Origin of the sequence: Mesorhizobium sp. 131-3-5 (assembly GCF_016756575.1) — a bacterium.
GTDB lineage: Bacteria > Pseudomonadota > Alphaproteobacteria > Rhizobiales > Rhizobiaceae > Mesorhizobium > Mesorhizobium jarvisii.
The window spans coordinates 1,622,689-1,634,775 of the sequence record NZ_AP023254.1 but is presented as its reverse complement, the minus strand read 5'-3'; the positions used below and the strand labels follow the sequence as shown (position 1 = coordinate 1,634,775).

Here is a 12,087-nt window from a genome sequence, read left to right as displayed (position 1 = left end):
CGAAACAACTGGAAACGCAACAATGGCAACCGTCTTCAATATCCTCGCCATTCTGGTCATGGCCGCCGTGGCGATCGTGCTGATCCGAGGCCTCATCAACATGATGCGCGGCGGGTCCGGCGTCACCTCCAACAAGCTGATGCAGGCACGCGTCATGCTGCAGGCCGTGGCGCTGGCGCTGATCCTGCTGGCCGTGTATTTCACCCGCAAGTGAGGCCGTTCGGGAGGCGATGTGGTCAAGCTCAACAAGATCTACACCCGCACCGGCGATGACGGCACGACGGGTCTCGGCACTGGTGAGCGGCGGCTGAAATCCGATCTGCGGGTGGACGCCTACGGCACGGTCGACGAAGCCAATGCCTGCATCGGCATCGCCCGCGTGCACACGGCAGCCAACCACCCGGCGATCGATGCCATGCTGTCGCGCATCCAGAACGATCTGTTCGACCTCGGCGCCGATCTCGCCGTGCCCGATGACGGCAAGCCGCTTGGCTACGAGCCGCTGCGTATCGTTGCCGCGCAGACCGACCGCGTCGAAAAGGACATCGACCTCCTCAACAAGGATCTGCAGCCACTCAAATCCTTCGTGCTCAACGGTGGCACGCCGGCGGCGGCAGCGCTGCATCTGGCCCGCACGGTGGCGCGGCGAGCCGAACGGCTAATGGTGGCGCTGGCTCAAGACCCGGGCGAGCACGTCAACCGCGACGGGTTGAAATACATCAACCGCGTCTCGGATTTCCTGTTTGTCGCCGCCCGGGCGGTCAATGACAATGGAAATGGCGACGTGCTATGGGTTCCCGGCAAGAACCGCTGAACGGATCGAAAAGCGGAGGGGACCAGGCACGCATGTTCATCCCGCTTTACGACACCAACAGGCTGCGCCACATCCGCCTGCAATATGTGACGATCGGCCTGATCGTGGTCAACGCGCTGGTCTATTGCGCCACGGCACTCGGCGGCGAGAACTTCACCAATGCCGCCGTGCTTGGCCTCGGCTTTATTCCGTCCGTTGTCCACAACACGGCCGAGCTTGACCCCCGGTTCATCATCATTCCGGAAAGCCTGAGCTACCTCACCTATTCCTTTCTGCATGCCGACATCTTCCACCTTGGCGGCAACATGCTGTTCCTGTGGGTGTTCGGCGACAATGTCGAGGACGCGCTCGGCCACATCCGCTACCTGATCTTCTATCTCCTGTGCGCCATCGCCGGCGCCGCCTTCCAGGGGCTTATCGCCTGGGATTCGCAAGTGCCGCTGATCGGTGCCTCAGGCGCCATCGCCGGCGTGGTCGTCGCCTATCTGATCCTCTATCCCAGGGTTAAGGTCTGGGTCCTGGCCTTTGCCCGCATCCCGCTGCGCATTCCGGCCTTCATCCCGCTTATCCTGTGGGTGCTGTTCCAGGTCTTCATGTTCGCCACCGGCGGCGAGGACCAGATTTCCTGGGCCTGTCATATCGGCGGCATCATTGCAGGCGCGGTGCTTGTTCTGGTCCTGCGCAGCCGCGGCGTGCCGCTTTTTGCCGGCGCAGATGAGGATGCCGTGGTTCCCACATCAGACCAGCCTCCGGTTGCCGCCGAACCAGCGGCGCCTGAACCGCAGGCCACCACGACGCGCTGGGGCCGGGGAAACCCGTCTGGCCCAAACTGAACCGATTTGAGCCGCTTTCAGCGTATTGACGGCAGGGGTTGCCCCAACTACGGAAACGTCTCCGTCCGAGCGCCAGGGCTGTTAAGGAGCAGTCCAGGACGGGCAAAGACCAGAATTTCCATCCGGCCAGAATTCCGTCTGGCCGGAATTCAGTCAGGAATGTCGGCTTTCGACAACTCAGAAAGGGCGCAAGCTGTTATAGCGCGCCCAACTAGCGTGAAGAGGTGACAGGCAATGAAGATCCTTGTGCCCGTGAAGCGGGTTGTGGATGCGAACGTCAAAGTTCGCGTGAAGGCCGACGGTTCGGCGGTGGAACTGGCCAACGTCAAGATGGCGATGAACCCGTTCGACGAGATCGCGGTGGAAGAGGCGATCCGGCTCAAGGAAGCCGGCAAGGCCGAAGAAATCATCGTCGTCTCTATCGGCCCGCAGCAGGCGCAGGAAACCTTGCGCACCGCGCTTGCCATGGGCGCCGACCGCGCCATCCTGGTCAAGACCGACGAGCAGACCGAGCCGCTCGGCGTCGCCAAGGTGCTGAAGGGTGTGGTCGATGCCGAACAGCCCGGCCTCGTCATCCTCGGCAAGCAGGCGATCGACGACGATTCGAACCAGACCGGCCAGATGCTGGCGGCCCTGCTCGGCTGGGCGCAAGGCACCTTCGCTTCCAAGGTGGTGCTCGACGGCGACAAGGCCAAGGTGACGCGCGAAGTCGACGGCGGCCTGCAGACGGTGGAACTGAAGATGCCGGCGATCGTCACCGCGGACCTTCGTCTCAACCAGCCGCGCTATGCCTCGCTGCCCAACATCATGAAGGCCAAGAAGAAGCAGCTCGACGAAAGGACCCCGGCCGACTACGGCGCCGACGTCAAGCCGCGCCTCAAGGTCATCAAGACCGAGGAGCCGGGCGGCCGCAAGGCGGGCGTCAAGGTCAAGAGCGTCGCCGAACTGGTCGACAAGCTCAAGAACGAAGCCGGCGTTTTGTAAGCGATCGGGAAAGGAACAGATAAATGGCAATTCTCCTCATCGCCGAACACGACAACGCCAGCCTCTCCGACCAGACCGCCAAGGCGCTTTCGGCGGCCCTGCAGATCGGCTCGGACGTGCATGTGCTGGTGGCCGGCAAGGGCGCCAAGGGTGCTGCGGACGCCGCGGCCAAGCTCAAGGGCGTCAGCAAAGTGCTGCTCGCCGAAGCCGACGAACTCGCCGAGCGTCTCGCCGAACCGACGGCAGCCCTCGTCGTGTCGCTCGCCGGCGGTTACGACACCATCATCGCGCCAGCGACCTCGTCGGGCAAGAACGTCGCGCCGCGCGTCGCGGCCCTGCTCGATGTCGCGCAGGTGTCCGAGATCATCGAAGTGGTCTCGCCGGATACGTTCAAGCGGCCGATCTATGCCGGCAACGCCATCCAGACCGTGCAGTCGACCGACGCCAAGAAGGTCATCACCGTGCGCACCGCCTCCTTCCAGGCAGCGCCCGAGGGTGGCTCGGCCGCGGTTGAGACTGTCAAGGCAGCGGCCAATCCCGGCCTGTCCACCTTCGTCGAGAACAAGCTGTCGGAGACCGACCGTCCGGAACTGACCTCGGCCAAGATCATCATCTCCGGCGGCCGCGCGCTCGGCTCCTCGGAGAAGTTCCAGGAGGTCATCCTGCCGGTCGCCGACAAGCTCGGTGCGGCGGTAGGCGCTTCGCGCGCCGCCGTCGATGCCGGCTATGCGCCGAACGACTGGCAGGTCGGCCAGACCGGCAAGGTGGTCGCTCCGGACCTCTACATCGCCGTCGGCATTTCCGGCGCCATCCAGCATCTCGCCGGCATGAAGGATTCCAAGGTCATCGTCGCCATCAACAAGGACGAGGAGGCCCCGATCTTCCAGGTTGCCGACTACGGCCTCGTCGGCGATCTCTTCGTCATTCTGCCGGAGTTGCAGAAGGCGCTTTGACGCTCTCTGGCAAAGCGTATTAAATGCTTGGGGTGGGGTAGACGAAGTCGCCCCGCCCTTTTAGTTTGCACCGCACAAAAAGCAGGCTGCAAAAGCCTTTGGACGGGATCGGTGTAATGAGCAAGATCGAGACGATCGGCATCATCGGCGCAGGCCAGATGGGTGGGGGTATCGCCCATGTCTCCGCGCTATCGGGCTACAAGGTGCTGATCTACGATATTTCGCCCGACCGCATTGAAAAGGGCATCGCCACCATCAGCGGCAACATGGCCCGCCAGGTAGGCTCGGGCAAGCTCGACGAGAAGCTGCGCAACCAGGCGATGGCGCGCATTGCCTCCGCGCCGACGATGGCCGATCTCGCCGGCGCCGATCTGGTGATCGAGGCGGCGACAGAGGACGAGACGGTCAAGCGCAAGATCTACGCGCAGCTCTGCCCGCAGCTCAATCCCGAAGCCATACTGGCGACCAACACCTCGTCAATCTCGATCACGCGGCTCGCCGCACAGACCGACCGGCCCGAGCGCTTCATCGGCATACATTTCATGAACCCGGTGCCGCTGATGAAGCTGGTCGAGCTGGTGCGCGGCATCGCCACCGAGGACCAGACCTTCGAGGCGGCCAAGACCTATGTGAAGCAGCTCGACAAGACGATCACGGTCTCGGAGGATTTCCCGGCCTTCATCGTCAACCGCATCCTGCTGCCGATGATCAACGAGGCGATCTACACGCTCTATGAGGGTGTCGGCTCGGTCGACGCCATCGACACCGCCATGCGGCTTGGCGCCAACCATCCGATGGGACCGCTGCAGCTGGCCGATTTCATCGGCCTCGACACCTGCCTGTCGATCATGCAGGTGCTGCATGACGGCCTGTCGGATTCGAAGTATCGCCCCTGCCCGCTGCTGGTCAAATATGTCGAAGCCGGCTGGCTAGGCCGCAAGACCGGGCGCGGTTTCTACGATTATCGCGGCGAGCACCCCGTTCCGACGCGCTGACGCGTGCGTTCACGACGCCGCGGCAAGCGGCGCGGCCGGCTCCGACTTGTCGCCGGCGACCGTGCTGTCGGGCGCCATGCGAACGCATCCGCGGCCGGCCGCCTTGGCCGCGTAGCAGGCAGCGTCAGCCCTTGCGATGATCTCGTCGGCCTCACCGCAATTGGCGTTGACTGCAGCCACACCTATGCTGGCGCCGATGGCATGCGGCCGGCCATCCCAGGTGAAGTTCAAGCCCGTTATCGCATCGATGATGGAGCGCGCCGCGATCCTGGCGCCGGCGGTCGAGCCCGATTTCAGGACGACCGCGAATTCGTCGCCGCCCAGGCGCGCGACGATGTCTTCAGGCCCCAGTACGCCACGCACGGCCTGTGCCACCCGCTTCAGCAAGGCGTCTCCGGCGGCGTGACCGCCGGTGTCGTTGACCAGCTTGAAATGGTCGAGGTCGATGAACATGAACTGATGGCGGCTGCTGCCAGCCCCGGCGGCATCCTTGCGGGCCTGATCGACCAGCTCCTCCATGGTGCGGATGAAGCTCGAGCGATTGGCAAGGCCGGTCAGCGCATCATGCGCGGCGGCGTGGGCAAGCTGGCGCTGCAGGGCGCGTGCATCGGTAAAATCCTGGAAGACGATGACCAGCCCGCAGAATTCGTTGCGCTCGTTCATGATCGGCGACACGACCTGACGGATACTGCAGCGTGTGTCGTCGCGGCGGACCAGCACGGCGCGGCTGTTGTGGTCGGAGGGCGTCTCCGCACCGATCGCCGGCCGTGTCACGCCGATCCTGTGTCCCGTCTCCTCGTCCACCGCCCAATAGACATGACCGAGCGTCTTGCCGAGAGCCGCCTCCCCCGAGACGCCGGTCAGCTTCTCGGCAACCGGATTCATGAAGGTGACGCGGTTCGCCGCATCGGTACAGATGACGGCATCGCCGATCGACTGCAGCGTCACCCGGAGCCGCTCCTTCTCGTCGGCCAGCATTGCCGCCGATACCGTCAGGCGCTCTTCGGCCTCCTTGCGCCGGGTGATGTCGGTCAGGCTGCCGATGGCCCTGATCAGACGCCCCTCCCCGTCGCGCTCTATGGCCTTGCCGCGGTCGAGTATCCAGATCCAGCGGCCGTCCTTGTGACGCATCCTGAACTCGGCCTCGAAGAACTCTGTCTGGCCATCGAGATGGGCGCGATCCGCCTCGGCGACGGTTTCGCGGTCGTCGGGATGGATCATCGTCAGCCAACGATCGGGGTCGCCATCGAGTTCGCCATCCGCATAACCCAGCATCTTGACCCAGGTCGAGGAGTAGGTCGTGCCGCCTTTGCGGATGTCGAGATCCCAGACGCCCTGGCCGGCGCCGGCAAGCGCGAAATTCCAGCGCGTTTCGGCCTCGGCGATGCGCGCCTCGGCCTGTTTGCGCGCGTCGATGTCCTCGATCTGTGAAACGAGATAGAGCGGGCGGCCGCTCTTCTCCTCTCGAATGACGGAGCCGGCGAGATGGCCCCAGACGGGTGTGCCGTCCTTCTTAAGGTAACGCTTCTCGAACTGGAAGGCGTTGACCGTGCCAGCTTTGATGCCTTCCATGGTTTCCCGCCCGACATGCAGGTCGTCGGGGTGCGTGATCTGGAAAAAGGTCAGCGCCTCGATCTCTTCGCGGCTGTAGCCGAGCATCGAGGCGAACGCCGGATTGGTCTGCACAATGCGCCCATCGAGGCTGACGACGGCGATGCCGATTGCCGAGTCCTCCATCGCCCGGCGGAAGCGCTGCTCGCTCTCCGCGATCTGCCGCCGATCTTTCGAGATACGGCCGATGAAAAGACAGGCGAAGAAAAGCGCGCCGATTGTCAACGCGACCGACACTTGAAGGCAAAATCTGAGCGCTTCAGCGCCAAGGTCCAGCCTCGACAGCAGGGCCGAGGCCGAGGCGACGCCGGCCACGAGCAACGCCGGCGTTGCATGTTTGTCGAGCCTGATCGGTCCTCGTAGTATCACGATCCGTGCCACCCCCGTGGGCAATCGCTTTTTCCCGTTAAAACCCTGGAGGATCGATTTTAAGGAAAGGTTGCGTAGGGGGACCGCGATATGCTCAACCGGCAAACAATCGCCGGCATGATTAAGGATCGGTGTGCACGGGGTGTGGCCGCTTCTATCCTGCTACCAGCGCACGAAAAACCGACCGCCGAGCGCGCCAAGCAAGGCGAGAATCGCGATCGCGATCGTGTACCAGGTGGCGACGAAAAGCGGCGAATCGTCGAAACAGTGCGCGGCATAGAAGGTCGCCGCCAGCCCGCCGGCGAGCAGCCCCGCCACCGCGCCGGCAAGCACCGGCCGCGTCGGCGCGCCATAGCGCAGCATCCACAGGAAGATGGCCAGCGGGCCGATGCCGATCAGCGGGATGAAGCCCATGCAGATCATCATGTTGGAGCCGATCATCCTGGTGCCCCACAACGCCTCCGGCACCATGAGGAGTTCCAGAACCACCGCCACGGCCACCAGCAGAGGGGCCGCGGCCATCCAGGCCACGGCCCTGGCCGTTGAGGCGCCCGGTGTCGACAGCGCCCGTATCAGGCCGAAGGCGGTGACGGCAAGCACGATGGTGAAGACGAATTTGGACAGGAAGCGCATCGTGTGCGCGGCCACCATGAAGTCGGGGCGCGGGCCGATCGTCAGCAGAAAAACGACTGCCGCGATGACAATGGCCGCGCCAGCCGCCAGCCACCAGGCCGAGCGCAGCGGCATCGCCTTGCTGCTTGCATCGGCGTCGAGCGCCTTGATGAGATCCTCGGTCCTCATGTCATTCCCGCCCGAATCGCCCCTGCCCGAATCGCTTGGCTATGGCGGCTAGCCCGCGATGCAGCGACACACGCACCGCCGTCTCGCTGATGCCGAACTTCGCCGCCGTCTCGCCGATCGAGCGGCCTTCCACGGATACGGCCGAAACCACCGAACGCTGTGCCGGCGGCAGCCCGTCCAGGGCCCTGTTGATGTCGCGCTCGCTGACGGTTTCGGTTTCCGGTTCGGCGAAGGTCTCGGCGATATCGTCGACATCGATTTCGATGCGCCGACCGCGCCGCCGGAACGCATCGATCAGCTTGAAGCGGGCGATCGCATAGATCCACGGCAGCACCGGCGCGTCCTGGCGCCAGGTATGCCGTTTCACATGAATGGCCAGCAAGGTTTCCTGCACGACATCCTCGGGATCGACTCCGCCCTGCACGATCTTGCGCCGGACAAAGCCGCGCACCAGCGCGGCAATCCGGTGCAGAAAGTCGGCATAGGCCTTTTCATCTCCGGCGATCGCGGCCCGCAACAGCCGGGAAAGCTCGGCCTCGTCCTTGCCGCTCACAAGAGTTCACTCCCCCGATTTTCGTGCCTCGGCACTGATTTGTTACGTGGCCGGCGAAATAATGTCCAAGCCAAACTACGGGCAAATCACGAAAGTTTGCAGGCCCTGGAGGCTCAGCCCAGACCGGACGACCTGACGGGCCTTGCTCATACGTCTTGCGAAAACCGTCGGTCCGGGATGCCATCACATTGAATTGTCCGCCTCGCGCCGCTCTTTGTGCCTCAGCGACCGATTGAAGCAGATCAACAATGTTGACTATTCGTGTCATGTATCGATAGGTGCAGCATGCCAAGACCAACGAAAGCAAGGATGACGCCATGAGATACACCCTTTCCGCCCTTGTCGGCGCCGCCGCACTTGCAATCGGCCTGGCCGCCGGTCCGGCGACGGCCGAGGATGCCGGCATCATCGTCTACAACGCCCAGCACGAGAGCCTGGCCAAGGAATGGGCCGAAGGTTTCACCAAGGAGACCGGCATCAAGGTCACGCTGCGCAATGGCGGCGACAGCGACTTCTCCAACCAGATCGTAGCCGAGGGGGCCGCCTCGCCCGCCGACGTGTTCCTGACGGAGAATTCGCCCGCCATGGTGCTGGTCGAGAATGCCGGTCTGTTCGCGCCCGTCGATGCCGACACGCTGGCACAGGTGCCGCAGGACTATCAGGCGACCAGCGGCAAATGGGTGGGCGTGGCCGCGCGCAGCACCGTCTTTGCCTACAACACGACCAAGCTCAAGGCCGAGCAGTTGCCGAAGTCGCTGCTCGACCTCGCCGATCCGAGCTGGAAGGGCCGTTGGGCGGCCTCGCCCTCGGGGGCCGATTTCCAGGCCATCGTCAGCGCGCTGCTGCAACTCAAGGGCGAGGCCGCCACGGCGGACTGGCTGAAGGCGATGAAGGAGAACTTCACCGCCTACAAGGGCAACAGCACGGTGATGAAGGCGGTCAACGCCGGCGAGATCGACGGCGGGGTGATCTACCACTATTACTACTTCGGCGATCAGGCCAAGACCGGCGAGAACAGCAAGAACGTCGCGCTGCACTATTTCAAGAACCAGGATCCGGGCGCTTTCGTCTCGGTCTCGGGTGGCGGCGTGCTCGCCTCGAGCAAGCATCAGAAGGAAGCCCAGGCCTTCCTGAAATGGGTGACCGGCAAGGGCGGCCAGGATGTGCTGAAGAACGGAAACTCCTTCGAATACGCTGTCGGCAAGGGTGCCGAGTCCAACCCGAAGCTCGTTCCGCTGGCCGACCTGCAGGCACCGAAGGTCGACGCCACGACGCTGAACTCCAAGAAGGTCTCCGACCTGATGACGGCAGCCGGCTTGCTTTAGTTGTCGTTCGTCCTAATAAGGACTAACCGACCGTGCTCCCGTGGGAATCCACCTTCCGCGGGAGCGTTTTGTTTTCGAGATGGCATTCGTCGATGACGACACGCTGCGTTCCTGACCTCCGAGAGTGGTCCCTCGATTGCCGGCATACCGCCGCAACCGTGGGGCGTCCGAGCTGATGCAGTCCGCCGTCGATCTCGGGCGCGTCGACCTGCCGTCGAAGATGCGCCGAACGCCGCATCGGCGGGCGGCACGCTGGCTTGTCACCGCCGCTGTTCTCGTCGCGCTGTCCGCCCTTTTGCCGCTCGCCTTCATCATCTGGATCGCGGTGCAGACCGGCTGGGAGACTGTGTCGGCGCTGGTCTTCCGGCCGCGCGTCGGGGAACTGCTGGTCAACACCACGCTGCTGGTGCTGCTGACCGTGCCGATCGCCATCATGTTGTCTGTCGCGCTGGCCTGGCTGACCGAGCGCAGCGACCTGCCCGGCGCAAGGCTGTGGGCCTGGCTGTGCGTGGCGCCGCTCGCCATCCCCGCTTTCGTGCACTCCTATGCCTGGATCACCATGGTGCCCGGCCTGCATGGCCTGTGGGCCGGCGTGCTGGTGTCGGTGATCGCCTATTTTCCCTTCCTCTATCTGCCGATATCGGCAGCGCTGCGCCGTCTCGATCCAGCCCTGGAGGACGCGGCCGCCGCCCTTGGCCTTGGGCCCTGGCGCGTCTTCTGGCGAGTCGTGATGCCGCAGCTCAGGCTCGCCATCTGCGGCGGCTCGCTGCTGGTCGGACTGCATCTGCTGGCCGAATACGGCCTCTATGTCTTCATCCGCTTCGACACCTTCACCACGGCGATCGTCGACCAGTTCCAATCGACCTTCAACGGACCGGCCGCCAACATGTTGGCCGGCGTGCTGGTGACCTGCTGCTTCGTGCTTCTGGGCCTCGAAGTGCTGGTGCGCGGCGAAGAGCGTTATGCCCGTGTCGGTTCCGGCGCGGCGCGTTCCCAGCAGCGCACGAACCTCGGCCGCGCCACCATCCCAAGCCTGGCCTTGCTGGTGGTCACCACGCTGCTGGCGCTCGGCGTGCCGTTCGTCACCATCGGCCGCTGGCTCATCGCCGGCGGCGCCGAGGTCTGGCGTCTCGACGAGATTGGCCTGGCGCTCGGCCAGACGCTGTTCCTGGCGCTTGCCGGGGCACTGCTTGCCACTGTCGCCGCCATGCCGATGGCCTGGATCTCGATCCGCGCGCCGGGACCGCTGCAGCGCCTGCTGGAGGGTTGCAACTACATCGTCGGCTCGCTACCGGGTGTCGTCATTGCGCTGGCGCTGGTCACCATCACCGTGCGCATTGCGCTTCCGCTCTATCAGACGCTGTTCACCATCCTGGTCGCCTATGCCCTCATGTTCCTGCCGCGTGCCCTGGTCAGCCTGCGCGCCTCGATCGCCCAGGCGCCGGTCGAGCTCGAGCGCGCCGCGTCCAGCCTCGGCAGGCGGCCGCTCAACGCGCTGTGGTCGACGACCATCCGCCTGTCGGCGCCAGGTGCGGCGGCCGGCATGGCGCTGGTGGCGCTCGGCATCATGAACGAACTGACAGCGACCCAGATGCTGGCGCCGAACGGCACGCGCACGCTGGCGATGGCATTCTGGTCCTACAGCGGCGAGATCGACTACGCCTCGGCGGCCCCTTACGCCTTCATCATGGTGGCGATGTCGCTGCCGCTGACCTGGGTGCTCTATGTCCAGTCGAAACGGATGGCCGGACGATGAGCTTTCTCGAAATCAAAGGCTTGCGCAAGCATTACGGCCCGGTCGCCGCACTGGCCGGCGTCGACCTCGATGTCGCCAGCGGCAGCCGCACCGCGATCGTCGGCCCCTCCGGCTGCGGCAAGACCACCTTGCTGCGGCTGATCGCCGGTTTCGAGGCACCGGACCAGGGCCGCATCGTGCTCGACGGCGAGGTGCTGGCCAATGGCGGCGCCGCCATCCCGGCGCATCGCCGCGGCATCGGCGTGGTGGCGCAGGACGGCGCCCTGTTCCCGCATCTGACCATCAGCGACAATATCGGTTTCGGCATGGGCCGCGGCGATGACAAACGCGCCGAGCGCATCGTCGAGTTGGCCTACATCGTCGGGCTGGACAAGGCGATCCTCAAGCGCCGCCCGCACGAACTTTCCGGCGGCCAGCAGCAGCGCGTGGCGCTCGCCCGCGCCATGGCGATGAAGCCGCGGCTGATGCTGCTCGACGAGCCGTTCTCGGCGCTCGACACCGCCCTGCGCGCCTCGATGCGCAAGGCGGTGGCCGAACTTCTGGAGGCGGCCGGCATCACCACCATCCTGGTGACCCACGACCAGGCCGAAGCACTGTCCTTCGCTGCCCAGGTGGCGGTGATGCGCGACGGCAAATTCTCGCAGGTCGGCACGCCGCGCGATCTCTATCTCAAGCCGAAGGACAGGATGATCGCCGAATTCCTCGGCGACGCCATCATCCTGCCGGCGAGCATCTCGGGCGGCTTCGCCAACTCGCCGCTCGGCCGCATCGCCGTCGACACAAATGACAGCCGCGATGTCGCCCGCATCATGCTGCGGCCGGAGCAGATCGGGCTGAAGCGCACGTCGCGCGAAGGCATGTCGGGCACCCCCGACATGCTGTTTGGCGAGGTGACAGAATCGGAATTCGCCGGCTCGACATGCACGATCGCGGTGCGGCTCCTGAACAATTTCGATCCACCGGACGCCGCCGCTATCGGCAACACGCCGCTGATCCTGCGCAAATCCGGCATGGACGCACCAGCAGTCGGCGAGATCGTCCGGCTGACCGTGTCGGGAAAGGCGCATGTGTTCGTCTAGGCGACCGAGGGCCG

General features: G+C 64.7%; 12 protein-coding genes. 9 read left to right on the top strand and 3 right to left on the bottom strand.

What is annotated here, in order from left to right:
• The first annotated feature begins 22 nt into the window (after nucleotides 1-22).
• The 6 genes from JG747_RS08060 to JG747_RS08035 all read left to right on the top strand — a co-directional run bounded on the left by JG747_RS08060 (nucleotide 23) and on the right by JG747_RS08035 (nucleotide 4,579).
• Nucleotides 23-214, top strand: coding sequence for a twin transmembrane helix small protein (locus tag JG747_RS08060; protein ID WP_019861382.1), 192 nt, complete (start codon nucleotides 23-25; stop codon nucleotides 212-214).
• A gap of 18 nt (nucleotides 215-232) precedes the next feature.
• Nucleotides 233-814: a cob(I)yrinic acid a,c-diamide adenosyltransferase gene (locus JG747_RS08055; RefSeq protein WP_038649928.1), complete on the top strand. Its 582-nt coding sequence runs from the start codon at nucleotides 233-235 to the stop codon at nucleotides 812-814.
• Nucleotides 815-846: 32 nt separating this feature from the next.
• A complete protein-coding gene (locus JG747_RS08050; protein ID WP_019861384.1) occupies nucleotides 847-1,647 on the top strand; it encodes a rhomboid family intramembrane serine protease in 801 nt (266 codons plus the stop codon).
• A gap of 234 nt (nucleotides 1,648-1,881) precedes the next feature.
• The gene (locus tag JG747_RS08045; RefSeq protein ID WP_038649929.1) at nucleotides 1,882-2,631 is read left to right on the top strand and encodes an electron transfer flavoprotein subunit beta/FixA family protein; all 750 of its coding nucleotides are present in this window, start codon (nucleotides 1,882-1,884) and stop codon (nucleotides 2,629-2,631) included.
• 23 nt (nucleotides 2,632-2,654) lie between these two features.
• Nucleotides 2,655-3,584: an electron transfer flavoprotein subunit alpha/FixB family protein gene (locus JG747_RS08040; protein ID WP_032931838.1), complete on the top strand. Its 930-nt coding sequence runs from the start codon at nucleotides 2,655-2,657 to the stop codon at nucleotides 3,582-3,584.
• Nucleotides 3,585-3,700: 116 nt separating this feature from the next.
• Entirely contained in the window at nucleotides 3,701-4,579 is an 879-nt protein-coding gene (locus JG747_RS08035; RefSeq protein WP_015315562.1) for a 3-hydroxybutyryl-CoA dehydrogenase, read from the top strand.
• Between the two features lie 9 nt (nucleotides 4,580-4,588).
• Here the strand turns inward: JG747_RS08035 and JG747_RS08030 are convergent, their stop codons facing one another.
• The 3 genes from JG747_RS08030 to JG747_RS08020 form a co-directional block, all read right to left on the bottom strand.
• Nucleotides 4,589-6,559 (bottom strand): PAS domain S-box protein, encoded by a 1,971-nt coding sequence (locus tag JG747_RS08030; RefSeq protein WP_244748348.1) that lies wholly within the window; start codon nucleotides 6,557-6,559, stop codon nucleotides 4,589-4,591.
• 162 nt (nucleotides 6,560-6,721) lie between these two features.
• A complete protein-coding gene (locus JG747_RS08025) occupies nucleotides 6,722-7,360 on the bottom strand; it encodes an NrsF family protein (RefSeq protein WP_019861389.1) in 639 nt (212 codons plus the stop codon).
• 1 nt (nucleotide 7,361) lies between these two features.
• A complete protein-coding gene (locus tag JG747_RS08020) occupies nucleotides 7,362-7,913 on the bottom strand; it encodes a sigma-70 family RNA polymerase sigma factor (protein ID WP_019861390.1) in 552 nt (183 codons plus the stop codon).
• Between the two features lie 317 nt (nucleotides 7,914-8,230).
• Here JG747_RS08020 and JG747_RS08015 point away from each other — a divergent pair, with 317 nt between their 5' ends.
• The 3 genes from JG747_RS08015 to JG747_RS08005 all read left to right on the top strand — a co-directional run bounded on the left by JG747_RS08015 (nucleotide 8,231) and on the right by JG747_RS08005 (nucleotide 12,073).
• On the top strand, nucleotides 8,231-9,238 hold the full coding sequence (locus JG747_RS08015; protein ID WP_069093196.1) for an iron ABC transporter substrate-binding protein: 1,008 nt from the start codon (nucleotides 8,231-8,233) through the stop codon (nucleotides 9,236-9,238).
• 175 nt (nucleotides 9,239-9,413) lie between these two features.
• The gene (locus JG747_RS08010) at nucleotides 9,414-10,994 is read left to right on the top strand and encodes an ABC transporter permease (protein WP_202361527.1); all 1,581 of its coding nucleotides are present in this window, start codon (nucleotides 9,414-9,416) and stop codon (nucleotides 10,992-10,994) included.
• Nucleotides 10,991-12,073 (top strand): ABC transporter ATP-binding protein, encoded by a 1,083-nt coding sequence (locus JG747_RS08005; protein WP_202361526.1) that lies wholly within the window; start codon nucleotides 10,991-10,993, stop codon nucleotides 12,071-12,073. The genes JG747_RS08010 and JG747_RS08005 overlap by 4 nt, the downstream gene beginning before the upstream one ends.
• The last annotated feature ends 14 nt before the right edge of the window (nucleotides 12,074-12,087 follow it).